Below are 23,716 nucleotides of genomic sequence, written 5' to 3' on the forward strand. Positions count from 1 at the left end.
TCAGCGTCATAGTTATAGCCGATCTGCTCTGATAACACGTTCTAGAACTGCAGGTCACATGGCTATTCGTCCCGCTGACCGGGACTGACTCCGGATGTACCGGTAGGTAACTTAGAGGTTCCGATCACACCTCGAACCGATTTGATGTAACTCCGCGTAACCATTAGCTTTGATGGCAGGCAGTGTTGCCGATCACGGAGAAGAAATTTGAAGCTCGCCACCACACGTCGGTTCCGGCGTCTCGAAGAAGCAGTCCTGCGATGACCCGGGCCGTCCCTGGTCGGTCCGCCGTGCGCATCGTGCGTGACAACTTCTCCAGCACCTCGGTGGCGTCGCTGCGCACCTTCGGTCGCGCGGTCGGAATTGCCGAGGAAGCGGTGGTCGGCACCGTCACCGATATCGCGCGCCGCCAATTCCAATGGAAAGAAGCCATTCTCCAGGCCTGGCGGCTCATTACCGTGACCGCGATTCCGGCCGTGCTCATCGCGATGCCGTTCGGCGTCATCGTTTCGGTCCAGGTGGGCAATCTGATTCACACCCTGGGCGCGGATTCACTGCTGGGCGCGACCGGCGGCCTGGGCGTCATCAAACAGGGCGCGCCGCTGGCCACCGGCTTCCTGCTGGGTGGCGCGGGCGCCGCGGCACTGGCGGCGGATCTGGGCGCGCGCACCATTCGCGAGGAGATCGACGCGCTGAACACCATGGGCATCAGCCCGATTCACCGGCTGGTGATCCCGCGCCTGGTGGCCATGGTCTTCGTCGCGCCGCTGCTGAACGTGCTCATCATCTTCGTGGGCGTGCTCGCCGGCTACGGCGTCGCCATCGGCGGGCAGGGCGTGACGCCGGGCTCGTACTGGTCCACCTTCGGATCCTTCACCACCACCGCCGATGTGTGGGTGTCGCTGTTGAAGGCTGTGATCTTCGGCTTCCTCGTGGTGATCATCGCCTGCCAGCGCGGGCTCGAGGCGAAGGGCGGCCCGCGGGGTGTCGCCGACGCCGTGAATGCCGCGGTGGTGCTGTCGGTGGTGTCGATCGTGACCGTCAATCTGGTCGCCACCCAGATCACCGATCTCTTCCTGCCCACGAGGCTGGCCTGATGTCGGCAACCTATGTGCCCAAGGGGCTGGGCTGGGCCGCGCGCGCCTATCGCCGCCGTGGCCTGATCCTGCGCCGGGTGGAGAACCTGGGCTTCACGCTGGCCTTCGTCTGGCAGGTGCTGTCGTCGATTCCGTTGACGCTGAAGCGCTATCGCAGCGAGACCATGCGGGCCATCTCGGATATGACCTGGGGCCGTGGCTCGGTCATCGTGGGCGGCGGGACCGTGCCGATGATGATCGTGCTCGGCCTGGTCATGGGCGCGTCGGTGGCGGTGGAGTCGTTCACCACGCTGGACATGCTGGGCATGGGCCCGGTGTCCGGCCTGGTGTCGGCCTACGCCACCACCCGTGAGCTGGCGCCGATCGTGGCCGCCATCGGGTTCGCCGCGCAGGCGGGCTGCCGCATGACCGCCGAGATCGGGTCGATGCGCATCTCCGAGGAGATCGACGCCATCGAATCCCTCGGTCTGCGTTCGGTTCCCTTCGTGGTGACCACCCGCGTGCTCGCGGGCGCGGTCGCCATCGTGCCGACCTTCCTGATCGCGCTGATCCTGTCCTACGCGGCCTGCCGCGGGCTGATCACGCTGGTGCACGGGGCCTCGGCCGGTGTGTACGACCATTACTTCTTTCAGTTCGTGTCCGGGTTCGACGTGATCGCCGCGGTGGTCAAGGTGGCCGTGTTCGCGGTGGTGGTCATCCTGATCCACTGCTACTTCGGCTTTTTCGCGACCGGCGGGCCGGAGGGCGTGGGTATCGCCTCGGGTAAGGCGGTGCGCGCGAGTTCGGTGGCCATCGTGGCCATGGACATGGTGCTGTCGCTGTCCCTGTGGGGCTTCAACTCGGCCATTACGTTCACGGGGTAGGGGATGCCGAATTACGGAATGCCGGGTGTGGCCGTCGATCGCAAGCGGGCGATGACGGTCGGCACCGTCGCGCTGGCGCTGGTGGTGGCCGTGGTGGCGGGCTGGGCGCTGTACCGGTCACAGAAAACCGAGACCGGACTGCCGATTTCACTGCACACCGAGCAGATCGGTGACGGCGTGCTGGTCGGCACCGACGTGCGGGCCAATGGCGTGGTGATCGGCAAGGTCACCGAGATCGCGCCGGATCGGCACGGGACACAGCAGATTTCGCTGCGGCTCGACGATGCCGAGCTGTTCGGGCTGGACGACAGCCTGCAGGTGGACTACGCGCCGGCCAACCTCTTCGGCATCAGCGAGATCGAATTGCGCAGGGGCGCGGGCGGTTCCCCGCTGCGCTCGGGCACGGTGCTGGACTTCACCGGCAGCCACGCCGCCGCGGTCTACGACGCCACCATGGGCTCGCTGCTGCGCAGCGCCTCGCAGGTGGGCGGTTCGGTGCTGACCCCGCAGATGGCGTCGGTGATCGCACAGGCCGCGGCCGATACCCAGGCGCTCATGCCGCTGGCGCAGGCGCTCATCACCGCGCAGCGCACCATTACCGACAACCAGAAGATGCCGATGTCGGAGCTGTTCGGCAACCTCGGCCCGGCCTTCGACGGCGGCGGCCGGTTCGCGGGCGCGACCGTGCAGGTGGTGGATCTGATCCGCAGCATGCAGCGGCTGCAGACCGACCGCGCCGCCTACGACAAGGGCGTCGCGACGGTCACCGGTCAGCTGCTGCCGGCGCTGGCGACCACCTTCACCCAGGCCGGGAATCAGCTTTCCGGCACCACCGACATGCTGGTCCCGGTGCTGACCGCACTCGCGCAGATGGTGCCGCAGCCGCAGCAGTCCGCGGCCGAATTGCGCCTGCTGCTGGAGCGTTTGCGCGCGGCCATGCCGGACACCGGGCAGGGGCCGGTGCTGAATGTGGAGGTCGACCTGAAGGGTGTGCCGGCCATCGCGGTGCCGCTGCTGGGAGGGGCCAAATGAGGCGTGCATCGCGCAGCGATTCCATCAGGGGTGGCGGTGGGGCGACGGGTGGGCATGTGAAAGCCGCAGCCTGGCGGCTGGCCTTGTTCGCGGGCGTCATCGTGGCGGTGCTCATGTTGGTGCTCACCGCGATTCAGCGCCCGGTGTCGGGGAAGACCGAGACCCACGATGCCATCTTCACCGACGCCAACGGTTTGAAGGTCGGTGACGACGTGCGCATGTTCGGCGTGCAGGTCGGCAAGGTGAAGCAGATCGGTCTCGAGGGTGCGAAGGCGCGGGTGCAGTTGTCGGTCAAGACCGATGCGCCCGTCTACGACAACTCCAAGCTGGCCATCCGCTACCAGAATCTGACCGGGCAGCGGTACATCGATCTGCAGCAGCAGCCGCAGCCGGGCAACCGGATTCCGGTGGGCGCGCGCATCGGCGAGGACCACACCGTCCCGTCATTCGATGTGACGCAGCTGTTCAACGGCCTGAAGCCGGTGCTGCAGACCATTTCCCCGGAGGCCATCAACCAGTTCAGCGCCAGCATGGTGGCCCTGATCGAGGGTGACGGCAGCGGGATCGGCCCGGCCATGGACGCGATCGGGAAACTGGCGTCGTACGTGGACAACCGGCAGCAGGTGATCTCGACGCTGATCCACAACATGTCGGATCTGTCGGACCGGCTGGGCGGGCGCGTGCACTACCTGGTGCCGCTGCTGAAACAGCTCTCCGACATCTTCGAGGCTTTGCAGCAGAACATCGGCGGCCTGGCGCAATTCGCGGTCACCGCGCCCTCGATGCTGCGGCCCATCGACAATCTGCTGCGCTCGCTGGGGATCGACAGCGGGTCCGATGTGGACGCGCTGATCCGCAAGATCTTCCCCGACGCCAGGGAGGCGGTGGACGCCTTCGGCCGCCTGCCCGCGGTGCTCGGCGCGGCCGACGCGGCCCTGCCGACCAGCCCGAGCGGCTGGAAGCCGGTGTGCAGCAAGGGAACCGCCGATGTGCCGGCGGTGGTCAGGGTGCTCGTGTCGGGACAGCAGGTGGCGATATGCAACGGATGACATTGCCCCGCTTCTCGAGCGGGCTCGGTTTGAAACGTGACGATCGGGTGGTCGACGACGCCACCAAGCAGAAGCGGCACCTGCATAAGGGCATCATCGGCGCGGTGCTGGTGGTGCTGGGCCTGACCGCGGCCGGTGCGCTGTATGTGATCCCGTTCGGCAAGCACACCTACACCGCGGAACTGTCCGAGGCGCAGTCGGTGAAGGCGGGCGACGATGTGCGCATCGCCGGCATCTCGGTCGGCGAGGTGAAGTCGCTGGAATTGAAGCCGGACAAGGTCGTCATGCGCTTCACGGTGAAATCCGATGTGTTCCTGGGCGATCAGACCTCCCTCGACATTCGCATGCTGACCATTGTCGGCGGCCACTATGTGGCGGTGTTCCCGGCCGGGAGCAAGCCGCTGGGGTCGGCGGCCATTCCGGCGGACCGGGTGCGCCTGCCCTACAGCCTGATCGAGACCTTCCAGGACGCGGCCGCCCCGCTCTCCAAGATCGACGGCTCGACGCTGAACAAGAACCTTGCGGCACTGGGCAATTCGATCGACGGCTCGCCCGACACCCTGCGCACCACGCTGGCCACGGTCGACACCTATGTGGACGCGCTGGACAAACAGCGCAGACAGGTGTCCAATGCGGTGGCCGTGGCCGACGAGTACGTGCGCATGTACGACGGCGCGAAATCCGATCTGGGCCGGCTCATGGACAATGCCAACCTGCTGGTCACCGTGCTCGACGACAAGCATGCCGAGATGGCCGAGGCCATCCGGCTGCTCAGCGATGTGCTCGGCCGGCTCGGCGGTGCGGAACCCACCTGGTCGGATCTGAAGCCCAAGCTGACCGACGCCATCACCCAGCTCGAACAGCTCGGCCAGAAGTTCACCCCGACCCTGACCGCCGCGCAGGACCTGCAGAAGAAGCTGTCGGACCTGGTGATTCCGGACGGCGGCGTGCAGATCGACCAGTCGCAGCAGACCGTCGCGCTGTCGGAGCAGCCGGTGGCGCAGCCGCAGCAGCCCGCGGCACAGCCGCAGGTGTGCATTCCGGTGCCGGGGAAGGACTGCTGATGTTCAAGCGGATGCTCGGATCGCAGGCGTTCATGTCGGTCGCCGGTGCGGTGCTGGTGGTACTGCTGGCGGTGGTCGGGTACCTCCTGTGGTTCGACCCGATGAAGAAGACAGTCTCCTACTGCGCTGTCATGCCCGACGCGGTCGGTCTGTACGCGGGCAACAAGGTGACCATGCGCGGAATCCCGGTCGGCACCGTCGATTCCATCGATTCGGGCGGCACCAAGGTCAAGGTGAAGTTCTCCGTCGACGCGAAGTACCCCGTGTACGCGGACGCCGCCGCCACCACGGTCTCTGATTCCATTGTGGCCGATCGCAATCTCGCGGTGCTCAACAGTGGCAAGGATCTGGCGCACTGGGATTCGTCGCAGTGCATCACCAAAACCTTGACGCCCAAGAGCATTACCGAGACCCTGACGGCGCTGGCCGACTTGTCCGCGCAGCTGCAGCAGGCGCAGGCCCCGGATGCGCTGGCGCACGGCCTGTCCGCGCTGGACTCGGCCACCCAGGGCGCGGGCCCGCAGATCAATGAGATCGTCGAGAAGCTGGGTTCGGCGCTGGCCCAGCCGGATGCCGACATCGGGCACCTGGCGGGCATCTTCGACGCCTTCGCCGCGGTCGGTGCGAAGGTCGAGCAGCACTGGGGCGACCTGCGCTCCATGCTGTTGCGGCTGGCCCTCGCCCTGAACAATGCCAGCACCGAATTGCTCGGTCCCGGTGCGCAACTCATCGACCGGCTCGGTGCGGTGCTGCCCATGCTCAATGATCTGGTCACCATCGCGGGCGACCCGATCATGCGCGGTCTCGACGACACCCTGCCGCTGGTCCGGCTGCTGCGCGCCAATGTCGGCTCGCTCTCCGAGGTCATGCTGAAACTCCCGGTGCTGACCAATGCGGCCCAGCACGTCATGGGCAACGGCATCACCTACGGCTCCCCGCGCGCGGCCCTGCCGGCCCCGCAGGCCGAACAGGTCTGCGCCGCCGTCAATGCCGTCACCCCGGGCAGTTGCACCGACGCCGCCAACGGCATGGTGAACGTCCCGCTGGTCCCGTTGGTGCTCGGAATGGCAGGTGTGCGATGAGGTTCGGACGCTGGGAGATCGTCGTCGCCACCCGGCCCGGTTCCGGTGCGGGAGAGGGCGGCTCGGTGTGGTCGAAGCCTGCGCAGGGGGCAGGCTCCGACATGCGTCCGCGGGGACGTGCGGCCAGGCGTGCCGGAGCCGCTGTGCTGGCTGCCGGGTTGTTCGCCGGGGCGGGGGGCTGTGCCTTCGACCCGTCCTCGGTGCCGGTGCCGGGCACCACGATTTCGGGGCCCACCTACCGGATTCACATCGAGTTCGGCAATGTGCTGAATCTGCCCGCGAAGGCCAAGGTCATCGCGAATGGCGCGCAGGTCGGTTCGGTCGGCGGTGTGCGCGTGGTGGATTCGGCGCACGCGGGCGGGCGCGGCGGCTATGTCGTGGTGGACGCTGACATCTCGTCCAAGGTGCAGCTGCCGGTCACGACGGTGGCCGAGCTGCGGCAGAACACGGTGCTGGGTGACATCCATCTGGCGCTGACCACGCCGCCGGACGGGTTCGGGTCGCTGCTGAAGGACGGCGGCACCATCACCCAGGACCACACTCGCCCGCCGGTGCAGCTCGAGGACACCATGGCCGCGCTGGCCGCCTTCACCCAGGGTGGGGCCGTGAATCAGTTGCAGGACATCATCAACCACTTCAATGCGGTGCTGCCCCGCGATCCCGGGGAGACCAAGCGGATCGCGCAGAACGCGGCCGGGAACGCGGTGGATCTGGCGGCCAATCTGGACCAGGTCGACAAGCTGCTCGACGGTCTGGGTGTGAACGCCCAGGTGCTGCACGATCGCGCGGACTTCCTGGACCACGAGCTCAGCCAGGAGTCGGTGGACGCCATGACCGGGATCACCGGCTCGATCAAGGGCGTCACGCAGATCTTCGCCGTGCTCGGCCAGCTCGGGCAGTCGCTGGTGTGGCTGGCCCCGCTGGCCACCGCGCTGGATCCGGTGACGCAATCCTTTGCACCGCTGGTGCTTTCGGGACGGCCGCTGGACCTGTCGGTGCCCTCGAACCTGTCGCTGCTGACCTCGCTGCTGCGGGACAAGCTGATTCCGTTCGTCGAGAACGGGCCCAAAGTGAACATCACCGGCATCCAGGCGGATTCGGTCTCCCGAGACGATCAGGTCACCAACATTCTGGCCGGGCTGCGCATGATCGGAGCGGTGCGATGAAGTGGGGTTCGCTGGCGTCGCTGGGCGGCATCGCGGCCGTCACCGTGGTGGGCGCGAGCTATCTGACCTTCGGCGTGGTGCGGGCGGATCCGTTCGCGCACCACACCGACGGGTCCATGGTGATGGCGAATTCCGGTGGGCTGAGCGTGGGTTCGCCCATCCTGCTCACCGGTATGCGGGTCGGCAGGATCACGTCGGTGGACTCCACCGCGCGCGGCGTCGAGGTGGGCTTCCGCATCGACGGGGACCGCAGGCTGCCCACCGACAGTGACGTCACCATCGAGCAGCTGTCCGCGCTGGGCGAGCCGTTCGTGGAATTCCGGCCCCGTACCGCGGGCGGGCCGTACCTGAGGGACGGCCAGCGCCTGGATGCCGCCGCGGTGAAGTCGCCGCTGTCCATTCCCGAGGTGTCGCGACTGGTCAACAAGGTCATGAACCAGCTCGACCCGAAGGTCGCGGCCTCGCTGGCGAGCACGCTGGGAGCGGCCTTCCACGACACGGATTCGGCAATGCCGAACCTGGCCCGCGCCGGTGATCTACTGGCCGCCGCGATTATGAGCCGCGAACCCAAGATTGCTCAGCTACTCAACAGCTTCCAGACGGCGGCCTCGAATATCGATGGCATGGGCGAGGCGACGGCGGCCGCGGCACCGGCGTTCGTGCTGTTCGAGCAGTCGCTCGAGGAGCTCATCAATGCCGTCGGTAGACTGGTCGACCGTGCCCCCGGGCCGCAGGCATATGTCTCCGGCAACGGATTGGCGCCCTTCCTGGCCAAGCTGACCGAGTGGCTGCAGCAGGCCGGACCCGAATTGAAGACCCTCGCGCCCCAATTGCAGCCGCTCGCCGACGCGGCGCGCACCGCCGGGCCTCAGCTCAATATCAGCAGCTTGATCTCGCAGGCGCTCGCGTCCACCGGTGACGGTGCCGTGCGCGTGCAGGTCGGCGTGAAGTAGCAGTACCAGCAAGGAGGAGACCATGTCTCAGGACACCGAATCGAAGCAGCCGGTCGACCCGGATCCCGCGCCCGCCCCAGGCAAGACGGTGCAGCTGAAGGTCTCGACCCTGGTGACCGCGGTCGCCGCGGTGCTGCTCGTCGGCGCGCTGGTGACGGTCACCGTGCTGTGGCAGTCCGCGCGCGGCGACCTGAAGGACCGCGACGCCCAGGCCGCGAACGACAAGCACGCCGAGCAGGTGGCCTCCGACTACGCCATGGGCGCGGCCAACCTCAACTTCTCCGACTTCAATGCCTGGACCGCTCGCCTCAAGTCCAACACCACCCCGGCGCTGGCGAGCAAGTTCGATGCCACCTCCTCGAAGCTGCAGGAGATCCTGGTTCCGCTGAAGTGGACCTCGAGCCCGACCCTGCTCAGCTCGCAGGTCACCAATCGCGACAACGGCGCCTACAAGGTGAACGTCTATCTGAACGTCAACTCCACCAATGCGCAGAACCCGGACGGTGTCCTCACCACCATCTACTACACGGTGAGTGTCGACCCCAGGAGCGACTGGAAGGTCACCGACGTCGGCGGCATCGACCTCCCGCTGCCCAAGCAGTAGTCGCGCGCCGAAAACCCTGGCCCGCCGCAGCTTTCGAGCTCGGCGGGCCTTTCGGTGCACCCGTCAGGCGGCGCCGCGCAGCTTGTCGGCCAGCCGCACGGCCAGCGCGACGATGGTCAGGGTGGGGTTGGCGTGGCCGTTGGTGGGGAAGACCGAGCTGCCGGCGATATAGAGGTTGCTCATGCCGTGCACGCGGCAGTCGCCGTCCACGACGCCGGTGCGCGGGTCCGCCGACATGCGGGTCGCGCCGGTGGGGTGCGCCCAGTCGGTCAGCCGGACCGGGAGATCACTGGCCTCGCGGACCCATTCGTCCAGGGCGGGCGGGCGATAGCCGAGGCGGGCGAACTCGCCGGCGACCAGGGCGGCGGCGCGGCGGACGGTGGCGTCCTCCTGGGCGCTGACCTGCCAGTCGATGCGCGGATGCGGCATGCCGAGGCGATCCACGGTGTCGCTCAATGTGATCCGGCTGCGTGGATCCGGGGTCTGCTCCACCATGCAGCGCAGTTCCACATGTTCGAGCTTGCGCGGCAGGCCGGTGTGGTCGATGAGCCGGCGTTTGGCCCCGGAGAGCAGCAGGCCGGGATGGCTGGCGACGGTGCGGGCGTCGTGCAGGTTCATATGCCCGCGCAACAGGTTCTTCACCGACTCCCAGGGGTCGTCCTCGGCGGGCACCTCCTGAATCCACAGGGCGCAGTTGAGGAGTCCCTCGCCGGCCTGGATTTCCGGCGACAGCGCCAGCCCGTGCAGGAAGGTGTGCTTACCGCCGCGGGTTTTCACCACGTATTTACCGAACCGGTCACGCGCGGCGGCCGAGGTGTGCGGGTCCAGCGCGCCCACCACACCGCAACGATGATCCAGCAGATACCGGCCCACCACGTCGTGACGATTACCGATACCTTCCGGCACAATGCGATTCGACGCGAGCAGCAGGCGCGCGTTTTCGATTCCTCCGGCGGCCAGCACAATTCGCGTCGCACGCACAATACGGGCATTTCCGTCGGAATCCACCACCCGTAATGCCTCGGCCCGGGTGCCGTCCGGATCGGTATCGATATGGGAAACGGTGGCATTCAGCAGAATTCGAACATTGGCCGCGGAGATTTCCCCGGCGTGGACGCCGAATCGCTTGGAGTCGAACGGATCCGCCGGGTCCTTGCTGATCTGCCAGAAGTAGGGCCGCAGCCAGCGCCGGTCCACCTCCGGATGGGCCGGTATCCGGTCGGCCAGTTCCCAGAACCGGTCGCCGGTGAACCCGGCCCCGTACCCCAGTCCCAGATGGCCCGCCGCCCGATCCAGATACGGTTGGACCTCGGCGAATCCGATCGGCCAGCCGGAGAACGGGACCCAGGCGCGGGCCGCGAAATCCAGTTCGTCCAGCGGTGCGCAGCGTCCGCTCCAGGTGTGCGAACTGCCGCCCAGAATGCGATTGCGGGCATTGCGATACGGCTGGGCCCGCGCGGCGCCGATATTCTCGATGTCATTGAGCGCATCGGTGCCGGGGGCGAGTTCGCGCCCGCCGCTCTCCAGCACCAGCACCCGTAGCGAACTTCCCGCGAGTTCGGCAGCCAGGGTCAGACCCGCCGGTCCGGACCCGATAATGCACAGGTCGGCCGTCAGCTCGCTGTCCCGCACGGCACGAAGGTCGTCGATACGCACCGGAAATCCTCCCGCACCCGCATCCACCCCCGCGACGGACGCGCTTCCCTTTGCCCGGACCTCATCGTAACCGTTCAATTGCGCGGCCGTGGTGCATCTTTCGGCTCAGCATCCGCGCTGCAGAAACGCGCGCACATAACCCGCCGACTGCCGCACGTACATCCACGACCAGAACAACAGCCCCGAATCGCTGGGGCTGGCGACCATGGTGATCTGGCCGGAAAAACACTTCCCCACGATGTACCGCGCGCGCGAGACGTGCGGTGTATAGGTCACCACGATGATGTGCTGCCAGTGCCCGGCCTGGGCCCGCCGGCGGATTTCCTCGGCCTCGCCCTGGGTGGTCCACGGATTCGGCACGAAGCAGGAGACCGTGAAGTCGAACCCGCCGTCGCAGTAGCGGTCCATCACCGGGTCGTTCTGGCCGGTGGATCGTGAGATCAGCAGCTCGGGTGCATAGCCCTCCTCGGCGAGCCGCAACCCGACGTCGTAACGCGCGTAGGCCGTCCCGCCGAGCACCACGATGGCGTCGGCCCGGCGCAGCGGATCCACCTGCGGGTGCACGAACACCGGCAGCCCCGCGAACGCGAGAGCGACGATCAGCGCCGTCACGGCGACGATCCCTGCGATGACCCTCCGGAGAGCAGGCACGCCTCCGACGGTACCGATCCCGCCGCCGACCTTCCCGGCGTGATCGTGGGGCAGACTGTATTGCGCACGAACGCATGGCATCACGCACGAAACAAGGCATGTCGTCCCCAACGGAGGAGTTCGCCATGGAGCTGGGCCTGCACTACTGGAACTACTCGCACCCCGCCGCGACCGACCGGATCGCGTCGACGCTGGCGCATACCGCGCGCATTGCCGAACAGGCCGGATTCGCGCAGTTCACGGTCATGGACCACTACTTCCAGATGGAGCTTCGCGGCACCGCCGAGGAACCCATGCTGGAGGGCTACACCACCCTCGGCTACCTGGCGGCGCTGACCGAGCGCATGCGGCTGGGACTGCTGGTGACCGGGGTGATGTACCGGTATCCCGGCCTGCTCGCCAAGATCGTCACCACCCTCGACGTGCTCTCGGGCGGACGGGCCGAACTGGGCATCGGCGCGTCCTGGTACGAGCGGGAACAGCGCGGGCTCGGCGTACCGGTCGTCCCGATGGCCGAGCGGTTCGAACGGCTCGAGGAGACACTGCAGATCTGCCTGCAGATGTGGGGCCCCGACAATGGGCCGTACAAGGGCGAGCACTACCAGCTGGCCGAGACGCTGTGCGTGCCAGCGCCTTTGAGCCGGCCGCGCCCGCTCATCCGGATCGGTGGCGGCGGTGAGCGCAAGACGCTGCTGCTGGTGGCCCGCTACGCGGACGCCTGCAATCTCTTCGCGAGCAGCCCCGAGGAGGTCGCCGCCAAGCTGGCCGTGCTGCGCGCGCACTGCGAGGCCGAGGGCCGCGACTACGACGCCATCCGCAAGACCGCGGTCTATGTGTCCGATGCCCTCGGCAATCCGGACCAGGTGCTGCGGGAGGTCGAGCAGCTCGCCGCCCTGGGCATCACCGAGCTGGACTTCATGCCCGATGGCGATCCCATCGCCTTCACGACCGAATTCGCCGAACGCCTGCTCCCGCGCCTGGCGACCATCTAGTCCGGGGCCGGGGCGTTCGGTATCATCGCGCGCGCTTGCCGAGATCTGGAGGACACTGTGCCCGCGAATCCCACCGCCGCCGAACTATTGGCGACCGTCGAAGCGTCACCGCGGGCGGTCGGCGCGCACGACAAGGCCGCCTGGGTGGGCCTTTTCGCCGACAACGGCAGCGTCGAGGACCCGGTCGGCTCACGCCCGCACATCGGGCGCGCCGCCATCGAACGCTTCTACGACACCTTCATCGCGCCCAACGGCATCGTCTTCGACGTGACCGGTGACGTGGTGTGTGGCATGACGGTCTTCCGCGATCTCACCATCGCCACCACCATGTCCACCGGGGTCACCCTGCACGTGCCCATGCATCTCCGCTACGACCTGGCCGAGGTGGACGGCGCGCTGAAAATCCGTGCCCTGCGCGCACATTGGGAGCTGGCGGGCATGATCGGCCAGCTGCTGGGATCGGGCACGCAGGGCCTGCTGGCGGGGGCCAAGCTGGGCCCGCAGCTGCTCGGCAATCAGGGCATCGGCGGGGCGATGGGCTTCATGTCCGGCCTGCGCGGTGTCGGCGCGGCGGGCAAGCGGGCCGCCGGGCAGCTGCTGGATGCCGTGGCCGCCCGTGATTCGTCCAGTGCCCGTGCGGTTCTGGCTCCGGTCCCGCGCCTGGAGTGGGGTGTGGACGGCGCGATGTCGCTGGAGGACTTCACCACCCGGGTGAAGGGTCTGCGCTGGAGCAAGGCCATTGCCGCCGGGCACTCGGTGACAGTGTCGGTGGAGACCCGTGAGGGCCGCGGTATCGCCGAACTGGACTTCGCCGACCGCGGGCTGCGCATCGAGTCGGCGCGAATCTTCGTGCCGGCGAGCTAATCCCGGATCCCGGCGATCTCCGCCAGGGGATTGTTCCCGCTGAACGTGGTGCCCCCGGCCGCGCCGACCACCTTCCCGTGCACGCTGATCAGCCACTGGCCGCACACGCAGCGCAGGTACTGCACCCCGCGGTGGAAGGAGACGGCCGTGGGAGAGGGCCAAGCGCAGGAAGGGCATTCGGCGATCATCAGGACATCCTGGGGGCGGGAGCGCCGATTGACCATGATCGACACGCGGCGACTCGCAAATCGAGTGCGTGTCGTGAGCGACTCGCCGTGCGTGATTTGCCAATGGGCCCATCGAAACTCGGTGGCATCCGGTTGACATCCGGTGTGGTCAGCCCGCTTTGCCCTTGCGCACCGCGGTCGGCGTTGCACCCCACCAGCGCTGGCAGCAACGTGTGAATACCGACTGTTCGGACAAACCGATGAGCGAGGCCACCTGGCTCATCGGCATATCCGTCGTGGTCAGGTAGCGTCGCGCCTCGGTGCGCCGGACCCCGTCGAGAATCGCCGCGAAGCTGGTGTCCTCGGCGGCCAGCCGTCGCTGCAGGGTGCGCGGATGGATGGTGAGCAGCCGTGCCACGGCATCGATTTCGGGGGCGGTGGTGCCCAGCAGCTTCTGCAGGGTGGTCCGCACGCGCGGCGCGATCGCCGTGGCCGCGCCGCCGGCCTGCTGGGCCAGGAAGGCCATCGCCATCCGGTGCAGGTTCTCGTCGCCGCCGGAGAGTTGCCGATTGCCGAGCGCGGCCGGTATCCGCAGCAGTGCGGCCGGACGCTCGATTCGCACTGGCGCACCGAAGAATTCCTCGTACGCCTGGATCGGGGCGGCGGGCCGGTAGGGGACCTCCACCGAGCGCAGCCCGTAGCGGTCCTCGGCCAGGCGCTGAATCGTCCTGTGTACGAAGGCCAATCCGAGATCGGTGCCCTGGACGGGGGTGGGCAGGCCGGGTGCGGTGGCGCCGTAGCGCAGGGCGATGACGCCGCGATCGCCGTACGGGTCGGGTGCCATGGTCAGACTGAGCGAGCGGGCGTGCACGAACAGGTACCGCGAGGTGCAGTCGAGCACCGCGGCCAGGGTGGTGGCATTCCGGATGGCCAGCGCCAGCGGGCCGAGCATGTCCAGGTCCTGCCGCGACGCCATCCGGAGCCCCAGATCCGGGCAGTCGAGCCGATGGGCCGCCAGCTCCAGCACCGCCCCGACCGCATGGTCGGGGACCAGTAGATCGTCGGTGTCCAGGGCGGCGAGGGGCAGTCCGCAGGCGGCGGCCAGCTCCTCGGCGTCCCCGCCGAGCTCGGCCACGGTCGCGCGGAAACCCCGCAGTCCGGCGGATCTGATCACCGACATGTCGTCAAGGATCAAATACTTGTCGTGCAGAGTCAAGAAACCGGATGGCGGGCGCAACAGACTGGAAGTCATGAACGCCGCGCAACCTCTCGCCGAACACCTCGACGTCGTCATCGTCGGAGCCGGGCTCTCCGGCATCGGCGCGGCGTATCGCCTGCAGGCCGAGCAGCCCGGCCGCAGCTACGCCATCCTCGAGGCGCGCGATGCGCTCGGTGGCACCTGGGACCTGTTCCGCTACCCGGGCATCCGCTCCGACAGCGACATGTTCACTCTCGGCTACCCGTTCAAGCCCTGGCGTGACGCCAAGTCGATCGCCGACGGGCCGGCCATCCTGCGCTACATCACCGACACGGCCGCCGAGAACGGCATCGACAAGCACATCCGGTACGGCACCAAAGTCGTTGGCGCCGAATGGGACAGCGGCGAGTCGCGGTGGACGCTCACGCTCGAGCGGCGTATCTCCGAGGGCGTCGAGCGCGGCACGCTCACCTGCAACTTCCTCTACTCCTGCGCCGGCTACTACAACTACGACCACGGCCACCAGCCCGAGTTCCCCGGCATCGCCGACTTCGCCGGCACCGTGGTGCACCCCCAGTTCTGGCCCGAGGACTTCGACTACACCGGCAAGCGCGTGGTGGTCATCGGCAGCGGCGCGACCGCGGTCACCCTGGTCCCGGCCATGGCCGAGCAGGCCGAACTGGTGACCATGCTGCAGCGCAGCCCCACCTGGATCTCCGTCGTCCCCGGCCGCGACAAGGTGGCCGACCGGATGCGCGAACTGCTCCCGCCGAACCTGGCGCACCGGCTCATCCGCACCAAGAACATCCTGTTCAACATCGGCTTCTACCAGTACTGCCGGCGTCGGCCCGCGGCCGCCCGCAAGCTGCTCACCGGGCTCACCGCCCGAATCCTGAAGGACGAGAAGCTCGTCGCCGAGCATTTCACGCCCGAATACAACCCGTGGGATCAGCGCCTGTGCGCGGTGCCCAACGCCGACTTCTTCAAGGCCATGCGCAAGGGCAAGGCCGAGGTGGTCACCGATCACATCGAAACCTTTGTGCCCGAGGGCATCCGGCTGAAGTCGGGCAAGGTGCTCGAGGCCGATGTGGTGGTCACCGCCACCGGCCTGCAGCTGCTCGCCTTCGGCGGCGTCGACCTGGTGGTCGACGGCGCACCGGTGGAGCTGTCCGAGCAGTTCGTCTGGCAGGGCACCATGCTGACCGGCGTGCCCAACTTCGCGGTGTGCATCGGCTACACCAACGCCTCCTGGACGCTGCGCGCCGATCTCACCTCGCGACTGGTCTGCAAGGTGCTGGGATACATGGACCGCAACGGCTACCGCGCGGTGGTCCCGCAGGCGCAGCGCACCCTGCAGGAGCGGCCACTGCTGGATCTGGCCTCCGGGTACGTCCAGCGCTCGATCGGCGACTTCCCGCGCCAGGGCGATCGGCATCCGTGGCAGGTGCGGCAGAACTACCTGCTGGACACCGCCATGGTCCTGCGCACCGACCTCGGCAAGACGCTGCGGCCGGTCGCGGCGGCCGAGGTACTCGAACCGGTCCACTGAATTCGCTTCCGCCACAGTGCCTCCGGTTCGCTCTCGCCGCAGTGCCTGCGGCTCGCTCTCGGGCCTGCTGGCTAGCATGGCCGCCATGACATCCACGCGGTTCGGCGGTCCGTTGCGGTCGGTGCGGGTGGCGGTCGCGGCGGTCTCCGCGGCGCTGCTCGCGGCGGCCGGCGGCCTCGGCGCCCAGGCGGCCGCCGCGCTGTCCCCGGCCGGGCCGGCGAGCGAGCAAGCGCCGCAGGACCTCTGGACGATCCCTGCCGCGCCCGCCGACTCGGCCACGCTGATCGTGGCCTACAGCTTCGGCAATCGCATTCCGGCGGGCGCGGATCCGGCGCGCACCGTCGGCGATCCCGGACCGGTCAACGAGGCCCTGGCCGCGGCCGTGGTGGCCGCGCGCGGCGATCGGGACATCCCGGTGTACGCGCAGACCGAAATCGCCCAGGTGCTCTCCTCGCGGTACGGAATGACCGATGTGGTGTCCATCGATCCGATGCGCAATGCCGACGGGACCCTGGTCTATCTGTCCACCGACGGGGTGGCCGCGCAGGTCGCCGCACTCCGAGGCGCCGCGGTCGCGGGCGACGCGGCCGCGGTGGTGGCCTTCGCGGACCATCAGTGGCGGGCCACCAGGACGACCGCCGCGCACGGTTTCCGGGCCTTCGCCCCGGCCGGTGTCGCCATGCCCGATCAGTACGACCCGCAGTCCGGGCAGCTGTGGACCACCAGCCGGTTGCTCTACCTGCCCACCGACCTGCTGGGGCGGCTCGCGCTGCTGAAGTAGCCCGAGGGGTGCGAACTCTGATTTCGGCCGTCTGCGTTCGGCTGGGCTGCCATGCTTTCGCGCCGTGGGAGGAGTGGAGACGAGAGCGGTGGTCGAGTCGCGGGCAGCGGTGGACTCGCGGGCAGCGGTGGACCCGAGGACAGCGCCGGGCGGATTCCTGCTGCCCGCACCACGATTCGAGCCGCCGCTGGAACAGTGTCGTGGCAATCCGGAGCCGGTCCGCCAGGTTCCAAGGGCAGGCCGCCACGCACCGGAGGTGGGCCGCCGGGTGCCGCAGCCCGATCAGTGGCCGGCCGCCGCAGCGGGCAGATCGCCCGGATGCCGGAATCGAGTGGATCGCCGATCGATGTCTGCTGCGCCCGGATCGGTCGGCCTGCAACGGCTTCTGCGTTCTTCGCATGCTGTGAAAGCCCGGGGTGGTGATGAATGCAACACTGCGGCAAGGCAATTCGCCGGTGCGGCGCTGCGGCTGGCGCTCGAGGTGCTGGACGGCCGCCGTCCGGCGAGGCAACTGGACCCGCTGGCCGAGCCCGCGGTGGTGGCCGCGGTGCGCACGCTGGCGGGGGCCGGACGGCTACCCGGGCGGGAGCTCGGCACCGCCACCCTCACCAGGGTGGATGTGATCATGGCCGGGCCGGGGCAGGCGGAAGTTTGCGCGGGTTACGACCGCGGCGGGCGGCGTTTCGCGCTCGCCGCCCGCATTGTCCACGGTCGTTCCGGGTGGCGGTTGGCCGCATTCCGGGTGTGCTGAAGACCGGACGGTCTCTGCGGTAATAGCAGAATAGTCTGGTCGCCTCTAATTCGATTCGCGCCTGGTTTGAATCCTGCATCGCGCGGCATTAACATTTCGGCGAATAGCGGCACCTCACACGTGGAAGGGCAGTCCATGGCGAAGAAAGTCACCGTAACTCTGGTTGACGACTACGACGGCGAATCGAAGGCCGACGAGACCGTCTTTTTCTCGATCGACGGCAACGACTTCGAGATCGACCTGTCGAACAAGAACGCCGGCAAGCTGCGGGAGGCCCTGGAACCGTGGACCGATAAGGCCCGCAAGGTCGGTCGTTCCAAGCGGACCGGCAAGGTGGCCGCGGGCGGCCGCACCCGTCCGGCGGTGGACCGCGAGGAGAGCACCGCGATCCGCGAATGGGCGCGCGCTCAGGGGCACCAGGTTTCCTCGCGCGGCCGTATCCCGGCCGAGATCGTCGACGCTTACCAGCGCGCCAAGAATTAACCAGCGCAAATCAAGGCGCTGGGAATTCGCTGGGAGCCGAAGCCTGTGGGCATCGGCTCTAAGCGCGGGGAGGACATTTCAGGCCAATGGCTCGATCCGGATTTCTCGTGCGTCAGGCCGCGCGCAGTAGTGCGGCGCCGCACTCGGGAAGTTCGGCTCGAATCCTTTCCAGTAGGCGTTCGGCGCGGTCGCGATGCGCGGCGGCCGTCTCGGCGTCGCCCTGGGCGGCGGCCAGCGCCGCCAGGATCGAGTCCATCGGGCCGAACTCGGTCATCCCGGTTTCGAGGCCGATCAGGGTGCCGCTGTGCGGCGCCAGATATTCGTAGAGCCGCTGAATTGCTGGAGTGTCGCCGAGCTCGATGGCGGCGACCGCCCGCAATGCCGACATGAGGACCGGATAGAAGCCCGCCGCAATCGGATCCGAGTCCTCGTACACGCCGCGTGCGCGCTCGCGCTGTCCGCTCTGCAGCAGCGCGAGCGTGTAGGCCGGGGCGGCGGCCGCGGGCAGGGCCGCATAGGCGTTCGCGAGCCGATCCGTCAGGGTCCCCAGTTCACCCCGCGCCCATCCGGTCGAGAGCGCGCAGAACAACTCCGCCTCGGCGTGATTGGCGACGCCGGAAAGCCGGGTGCGGGTGGTGAACCGCTGGTACAGCTCATCGGCCGCGTCGATGTTCCCGCGCAGCAGTTCCATGGTCCCGGCGAAACAGCTGACCATATCCAGTAGCGGCTGCAACTGGCCCTCGTCGGCGAACTCCACCGCGGCCGTCGCCCGCCGCCCCGCCTCCCGCAGATCCGCCCGGGCCACCGCGGCCCGATATCCCAGATAATGTGCCAGCGCCCGGTACTCGGCCAGTCCGGCGGTGGTCGCCAGCCCCTCCAGTTCGTCGACCAGTGCCGAGAACTCCGCGTCGTACTCGAATGCGAGATAGGTCACCGCATTGATGGCGGCACACAGTAATTCGGGATCGCCGGTGCGCCGCGCCGTCTCGAGGGCCAGCCGGGCCAGCCGTCGCCCGGCGGCCGACTCCACCAGTCCCGTCTCGAAGGTCGCCGCGACCAGCAGGCGCACCAGATCGGAATCTGTCACGCCGTTCGAATCGGCCTGTGCCGCACCGGTATTCGGGTCTTCATGGGTCAGCGCCGGGGGCCCGGGGACCTCGCTCACCAGCAGGGCCAGGGTGGACGCGCCGATGCCGTACCGGGTCAGGGCGCGCGCCAGCGCCCGCCGCATGTGCTGATCGGGCCTGCGCCAGTTGCGAATCGCCCAGATGATCGGGGCGCGCCAGCAGGTCAGCGCCCGGACCACCAGGTCCGGATCGCCCAGCTGCTCGGCGAAGGTGAGGGCCCGGTCGCGTTCCACGCGGGCCTCCCGATGCCGATTGTCGTAGGCCAGCGCCGTGACCAGCGCGCAGCGGGTACGCAGCAGTGCGATGCGGTCGCCGGCGGGCGCGTGGTCGGCGTCGTGGCGCGCCAGCCGGTGCAGGTCCACCGCCGACCGCAGCAGCCGCACACCGGCACTGCGCATCCCGCGGCTGGTGCGCCGTTCGGCCGCCCGCTCCACGTATTCGATGGCGCGCGAGGCGGTTTCGGCGGTCGCGCCGGCGAGGGCGTGCCGGGCCAGCACATCCGGGTCCCGTGCCACCGCCGGATAGGCGTCGGCACGCTGTTCCAGCAGCTCCAGTGCGGCCCAGTGCATCCGGCCCCGTCGCAGCGGCGGTATGCCCAGATACACGGCATCGCAAATCAGCCCGTGCTCGAACCGGATACTCCCGCCGCTCCCGGAGCCCACCAGTCCGGCCGCCTCGGCCGCCGCGACCAGGTCGATCACGGTGTCCTCGGCCAGCCCCGCCGCCGCACTGAGGATCGCCAGATCGACGCTCTCACCCCAAATGGACAGCTGCCGCAGCACCTCGGCGACCCCGTCGGGCAGCTGCGCCACCCGATCCTCGATCAGCTCCCGGATCGAATCCGGCACCTCGTCCAAACTGCCCTGTGCGGCAGCCGCTTTCGCCACCTCCCGGACGAACAGCGGATTCCCGCCCGTCCGCCGGTGCAGCTGTTCCAGCGCCTCGGCCTCGATCCCCGTCAGCCCGGCAGCCGCCGCGGCTCGCCGCGTCCCCTCCGCGTCCAGTCCATTGAGTTCCAGCCAGGCGCCCGTATGCTGCGCCAGCGCCGCGACCGTATTGTGGGGCCCTTGCGCCGCCTCCGATCGCCGCATCGTGACCAGCACGAATACTGGCTCGTCCCGCAGCCAGCTCACCACCTGCCGCAATACCTGCAAGGTCTCCGGATCGGCCCGCTGCACGTCCTCCAGCAGCAGCGCCACCGGCGCGGAACCGGCAGCGCGCCTGCATTTTTCCGCGATGACCCGCGCCAGCGTGAACGCGTCCTCGGCCGGCGTCCCCGCGTCGATCGCGCTCGGCTGCGGTGCGCCGGGTGAAATCGGCTGGGAGGAGACGGTATCCGGCGGTGCCGCGGCCGGAGTGCCCGGTGCGCCGACCGCGCTCTCCGAAAGCTGCCCAGCCGCAGCCCGGTTCGGCTCGCTCATGTCGAGGGCGGTGCTGATCTCCGTCCAGGCCCAGGCAGTGGGCGCGCCGTCGATCTCCGGGCAGGTTCCCGTCACCGCGGTCCAGCCCGCGGTCGACAGCGTGGCGAGGGTGGCCTCCGCCAGCACGGTCTTGCCGATTCCCGCCTCCCCGGCAACCCAGGCGACCCGCAACTGCCCGGCCCGCGCCGCCTCGGCGGCGTTCAGCAGCTCCGACAACTCGGTGAGATAGCCGGTAGCGCAATGGAACCCGTCGGCAGCCCCGGGGGCGGCGCTGGTTTTCGCGGTCTCGATGCCCGGGCTGGAGACCGGCGCGGGAGCGGCCGTAACCGTGGTGGTGGCAGGGGGTGCGGCGGGGCCGGTGGGGCGGCGGTCGTGAGCGGGCAGGGGCGGGGTCTGGGCGAGGCCGGCGGAGTGATTGAGAATCGCTATTTCGAGTTGGCGCAACGCGGGGGAGGGATCCACGCCGAATAGGCCGCCGAGGAATTCGCGGGAGCGCCGGATGGTGGTGAGCGCCTCGAGCTGCTGACCGAGCTGGTATTGCGCGAGGGCGAGCAGGCGAACGATTTCCTCGCGGCCGGGATTGTCCTCGAAGAGCTGGCGGAGTTCGCGGACCACTTCGCCGGAGCGGCCCAGTTCCAATTCGGTGCGGGCATTGAGTTCGACGGCGGTGAGGTAGAGGTCGGTGAGCCGGTCGGCCTCGGCGCCGGCCCAGTCGGCCTCGGCGAAGGCCTCCAGCGCGGGACCGTGCCAGAGCGAGAGAGCGGCCTCCAGCAGGGCATTGCGCTCGGTGGGATCGGTGTGAATCTCGGGGTTGCTGACCAGTTCCTGATAGGTCCGCAGCTGCTGCTCGAAATGCCATGCGTCCACGGCGTTCTCAGGGATCTTCAGGGCATACCCGGACGACTCGGACACGATGAAGCGGGAGGGCGCACGCCGCGGGCGCTGGGGTTCGAACAGCCGTCGCAGATTGTGGATGTGCACCTGCAGTACCGCGGTGGCCTTGGGTGGCGGATGCCCGGCCCACAGGTCGTCGATCAGCCTTTCGGTGCTCACGACCTGGCCGTGCGCGACGATGAGGCGGCCCAGCACGGCGCGCTGCATGGGGGTGCCCAGGGGGGTGTCGCGACCGTCGACGGACAGCTGCAGGGGGCCGAGCACTCTCAGCTCCGCGCCTGCCATCGGTGTCCTCCTGCGACCGGAAGCGAACTGGTGATTCGCCGCAAGAAGAGCACTATCCCTCAAAAACCTGGAGATGCCAAAAGGTAGCCGAATGGTTGTCGGATAGTTATGGGCGGGTCGCGGCCATAAAGAAGACCGTGTGGTACGTAATTCAGTTTCCAATGCTAACGGTGCGAATACGTCACACAACCCGGCCGGAAGTGGATCGCAAGAGTGGGCGGGGAGAATACTTCTGACTGGAAGCAACCTTGAAGTTAAGGGGTGGTTGGTGTGACGAAGCCAGTGGATTTCCCCAGGGGCCTGGGAGAGACCGGCATCGAGCCCGAGAGCATCGGCATGTATGTGGACCGCGACGGCGATATCTGGGAGAAGCAGGACGATGGCTGGCGGCTGATTCTGCAGCGCGGCGTGTCCGTGGACCCGAAGTCCCTCTGGGATTGGACCGAGGGCCACGTCCGCGACTACGCGCCGTTCATGCCGGTCGTCGCCGGGCGCTGACGGTCTCCGCCGCGAGGGTGATCGCGGCGTGCAAATCGACTGCGGCACAATCTATTCGGGTATCAGCGCGCCGCTCAGATGGTCGTAGGCCACCTGTGCGTGCAGCCGCACGCCGGTGACGAGGGTGTCGTCGTCGGCGTAGAAGTGCGGGTTGTGGTTCATGAAGAGTCCGCGCCCGCCGGGCACCGGCGTCGGCAGACCCGCGGCGTCGAGCTGCGTGTCCTGCACACCCAGCGTCACGTACAGCCCGCCATACCTGTTGACGAACTCCGAGACGTCGTCGTATCCGAGCGTGGCCCCCGTCGGCACCACCCGGTCGTCCCCGGCCACCCGGTGGAAGGTGGGCAGCCCGGCATCCATCCACGCCTGCTCGTTGTGCACGGCGGGCACATCCTGCAGGAAATCCACTGCGGCCGAACAGTTGTAGGCGGCCGCGGTGTTCGTGGCGAGCGTCCGCAGCCGTGTCTGCACCTCGCCCATGTCGTGCTCCACCGCACACCGGATGGTGCCCCACAGCGTCACGGTCTGGCCGATGATATTGAACCGCCCGACGTCCTCGACGTGCCCGATGCTCACCGTGACCGGGTCGAACGCGCTGACCTGCCGGTAGAGCTGCCCGATGCCCGTCAGGATCGCTCCGGCCGCCGGCATCGGGTCGATGCCCATCCACGGCGTGGACCCGTGTACCTGCTGGCCGGTGAGGGTGATCCTGGCCAGGCAGGAGGCCCCGAACTGGTTCCCGACCCGATATCCGATGTAGCCCTTGGGATATGGGGTGACGTGGAATCCGAACGCCATGGTCGGCGCGGGATCGTCGAGCGCGCCCTCGGCGAGCATCGCACGCGCACCGCCCTTTTCGTTCACCGGCGGGCCCTCCTCGGCAGGCTGGAACACGAAAAGTACGGTGCCCGGCAGCTTTTCGCGGACGCCGGCCAGGACAGTGGCCGCGCCCATGAGCATGGCGGTGTGGCAGTCGTGCCCGCAGGCGTGTGACACCGGGAACGGCCCGCCGGGGTACTGCTGATCGACCACGTGGGAGGCGAACGGCACCCCGCACAGGTCCGGCACCGGCAGTGCGTCGATGTCCCCGCGCAGCGCCACCACCCGGTCGCCCGCCTGCCCGCCGCGCAGCACACCGACCACCCCGTGCCCGGCGATGCCGGTGCGAACCTCGTCCAGGCTCAATGCTTTCAGGTGATCGCTGATCAGCGCCGCGGTGTTCACCTCGCGATTGGAGAGTTCCGGATGCTCGTGCAGATGCCGCCGCCGGCGCACCACCTGTCCGGCCACCGCAGCCGCGCGGGCATCGAGTTCGTCGTGGATCGCAGGCATCAGGACTCCGTTCGGTCGGTACTCCGACGACGGGGCGAGGGCCGAACCGATCTGAAACAAAGTCGTTACGGCCATTTGCCGTCCGCGCCGAGGCTACTACTGTGGACCCCGAGTTCGCCATCCGTTAGCTGACGCGTCGGCAGGCTCGTTGCGAACC

General features: G+C 68.4%; 22 protein-coding genes. 16 read left to right on the top strand and 6 right to left on the bottom strand.

The features are described 5' to 3' along the window. Positions 1–260 precede the first annotated feature (260 nt). From ACFXIV_RS17310 to ACFXIV_RS17350, 9 genes are read left to right on the top strand one after another with little or no spacing between them, the layout of a single operon-like run. A complete protein-coding gene (locus ACFXIV_RS17310) occupies positions 261–1,097 on the top strand; it encodes an ABC transporter permease (RefSeq protein ID WP_379400628.1) in 837 nt (278 codons plus the stop codon). Then, complete coding sequence (locus ACFXIV_RS17315; RefSeq protein ID WP_379387864.1) at positions 1,097–1,960, top strand: ABC transporter permease; 864 nt, start codon at positions 1,097–1,099, stop codon at positions 1,958–1,960. Before ACFXIV_RS17310 ends, ACFXIV_RS17315 begins: the two co-directional genes overlap by 1 nt. Positions 1,961–1,963: 3 nt before the next feature. After that, positions 1,964–2,992 carry a mammalian cell entry protein gene (locus ACFXIV_RS17320; protein ID WP_379400627.1) on the top strand — a complete coding sequence of 343 codons (1,029 nt, stop codon included), beginning with the start codon at positions 1,964–1,966 and terminating at the stop codon, positions 2,990–2,992. After that, positions 2,989–4,041 carry an MlaD family protein gene (locus tag ACFXIV_RS17325; RefSeq protein WP_379421288.1) on the top strand — a complete coding sequence of 351 codons (1,053 nt, stop codon included), beginning with the start codon at positions 2,989–2,991 and terminating at the stop codon, positions 4,039–4,041. Before ACFXIV_RS17320 ends, ACFXIV_RS17325 begins: the two co-directional genes overlap by 4 nt. After that, positions 4,029–5,105 carry an MlaD family protein gene (locus tag ACFXIV_RS17330; protein WP_379400625.1) on the top strand — a complete coding sequence of 359 codons (1,077 nt, stop codon included), beginning with the start codon at positions 4,029–4,031 and terminating at the stop codon, positions 5,103–5,105. The genes ACFXIV_RS17325 and ACFXIV_RS17330 overlap by 13 nt, the downstream gene beginning before the upstream one ends. Then, positions 5,105–6,187 carry an MlaD family protein gene (locus tag ACFXIV_RS17335; protein WP_379400624.1) on the top strand — a complete coding sequence of 361 codons (1,083 nt, stop codon included), beginning with the start codon at positions 5,105–5,107 and terminating at the stop codon, positions 6,185–6,187. The genes ACFXIV_RS17330 and ACFXIV_RS17335 overlap by 1 nt, the downstream gene beginning before the upstream one ends. Then, entirely contained in the window at positions 6,184–7,353 is a 1,170-nt protein-coding gene (locus tag ACFXIV_RS17340; RefSeq protein ID WP_379400623.1) for an MlaD family protein, read from the top strand. The genes ACFXIV_RS17335 and ACFXIV_RS17340 overlap by 4 nt, the downstream gene beginning before the upstream one ends. Further along, complete coding sequence (locus ACFXIV_RS17345; protein WP_379400622.1) at positions 7,350–8,306, top strand: MlaD family protein; 957 nt, start codon at positions 7,350–7,352, stop codon at positions 8,304–8,306. The genes ACFXIV_RS17340 and ACFXIV_RS17345 overlap by 4 nt, the downstream gene beginning before the upstream one ends. Before the next feature lie 22 nt (positions 8,307–8,328). After that, complete coding sequence (locus ACFXIV_RS17350) at positions 8,329–8,910, top strand: hypothetical protein (RefSeq protein ID WP_379400621.1); 582 nt, start codon at positions 8,329–8,331, stop codon at positions 8,908–8,910. A 63-nt stretch (positions 8,911–8,973) separates the two neighbouring features. On the opposite strand, the gene ACFXIV_RS17355 is transcribed toward ACFXIV_RS17350, so the two are convergent. Both ACFXIV_RS17355 and ACFXIV_RS17360 read right to left on the bottom strand, forming a co-directional pair. Continuing rightward, positions 8,974–10,566, bottom strand: coding sequence for a GMC oxidoreductase (locus ACFXIV_RS17355; protein ID WP_379400620.1), 1,593 nt, complete (start codon positions 10,564–10,566; stop codon positions 8,974–8,976). A 105-nt stretch (positions 10,567–10,671) separates the two neighbouring features. Continuing rightward, the gene (locus tag ACFXIV_RS17360) at positions 10,672–11,217 is read right to left on the bottom strand and encodes a YdcF family protein (protein ID WP_379400619.1); all 546 of its coding nucleotides are present in this window, start codon (positions 11,215–11,217) and stop codon (positions 10,672–10,674) included. A 125-nt stretch (positions 11,218–11,342) separates the two neighbouring features. Between ACFXIV_RS17360 and ACFXIV_RS17365 the strand changes: the two genes are divergently transcribed. Beyond that, positions 11,343–12,209: an LLM class F420-dependent oxidoreductase gene (locus tag ACFXIV_RS17365; protein ID WP_379400663.1), complete on the top strand. Its 867-nt coding sequence runs from the start codon at positions 11,343–11,345 to the stop codon at positions 12,207–12,209. 57 nt (positions 12,210–12,266) lie between these two features. Then, positions 12,267–13,073, top strand: coding sequence for a nuclear transport factor 2 family protein (locus ACFXIV_RS17370; RefSeq protein WP_379400618.1), 807 nt, complete (start codon positions 12,267–12,269; stop codon positions 13,071–13,073). Here ACFXIV_RS17370 and ACFXIV_RS17375 read toward each other — a convergent pair. Further along, positions 13,070–13,297, bottom strand: coding sequence for a hypothetical protein (locus ACFXIV_RS17375; RefSeq protein ID WP_379387908.1), 228 nt, complete (start codon positions 13,295–13,297; stop codon positions 13,070–13,072). The genes ACFXIV_RS17370 and ACFXIV_RS17375 overlap by 4 nt on opposite strands. A gap of 112 nt (positions 13,298–13,409) precedes the next feature. Further along, entirely contained in the window at positions 13,410–14,420 is a 1,011-nt protein-coding gene (locus ACFXIV_RS17380) for an AraC family transcriptional regulator (RefSeq protein ID WP_379400617.1), read from the bottom strand. Between the two features lie 70 nt (positions 14,421–14,490). Between ACFXIV_RS17380 and ACFXIV_RS17385 the strand changes: the two genes are divergently transcribed. The 4 genes from ACFXIV_RS17385 (at position 14,491) to ACFXIV_RS17400 (ending at position 18,002) form a co-directional block, all read left to right on the top strand. Continuing rightward, on the top strand, positions 14,491–15,987 hold the full coding sequence (locus ACFXIV_RS17385; RefSeq protein ID WP_379400616.1) for a flavin-containing monooxygenase: 1,497 nt from the start codon (positions 14,491–14,493) through the stop codon (positions 15,985–15,987). An 85-nt stretch (positions 15,988–16,072) separates the two neighbouring features. Further along, positions 16,073–16,768, top strand: a complete 696-nt coding sequence (locus ACFXIV_RS17390; protein ID WP_379400615.1) for a hypothetical protein — start codon at positions 16,073–16,075, stop codon at positions 16,766–16,768. A gap of 346 nt (positions 16,769–17,114) precedes the next feature. Beyond that, complete coding sequence (locus ACFXIV_RS17395; RefSeq protein ID WP_379400614.1) at positions 17,115–17,519, top strand: Rv3235 family protein; 405 nt, start codon at positions 17,115–17,117, stop codon at positions 17,517–17,519. 135 nt (positions 17,520–17,654) lie between these two features. Beyond that, the gene (locus tag ACFXIV_RS17400) at positions 17,655–18,002 is read left to right on the top strand and encodes an Lsr2 family protein (RefSeq protein ID WP_040860441.1); all 348 of its coding nucleotides are present in this window, start codon (positions 17,655–17,657) and stop codon (positions 18,000–18,002) included. A 112-nt stretch (positions 18,003–18,114) separates the two neighbouring features. Here ACFXIV_RS17400 and ACFXIV_RS17405 read toward each other — a convergent pair whose 3' ends face one another. Further along, positions 18,115–21,729 (bottom strand): BTAD domain-containing putative transcriptional regulator, encoded by a 3,615-nt coding sequence (locus ACFXIV_RS17405; RefSeq protein WP_379400613.1) that lies wholly within the window; start codon positions 21,727–21,729, stop codon positions 18,115–18,117. A gap of 270 nt (positions 21,730–21,999) precedes the next feature. Between ACFXIV_RS17405 and ACFXIV_RS17410 the strand changes: the two genes are divergently transcribed. Next, on the top strand, positions 22,000–22,227 hold the full coding sequence (locus ACFXIV_RS17410; RefSeq protein ID WP_379400612.1) for a hypothetical protein: 228 nt from the start codon (positions 22,000–22,002) through the stop codon (positions 22,225–22,227). 51 nt (positions 22,228–22,278) lie between these two features. Here ACFXIV_RS17410 and ACFXIV_RS17415 read toward each other — a convergent pair whose 3' ends face one another. Beyond that, positions 22,279–23,559: an amidohydrolase gene (locus ACFXIV_RS17415; RefSeq protein WP_379400611.1), complete on the bottom strand. Its 1,281-nt coding sequence runs from the start codon at positions 23,557–23,559 to the stop codon at positions 22,279–22,281. Between the last annotated feature and the right edge of the window lie 157 nt (positions 23,560–23,716).

The organism is Nocardia sp. NPDC059236 (assembly GCF_042754085.1).
Taxonomy (GTDB): domain Bacteria; phylum Actinomycetota; class Actinomycetes; order Mycobacteriales; family Mycobacteriaceae; genus Nocardia.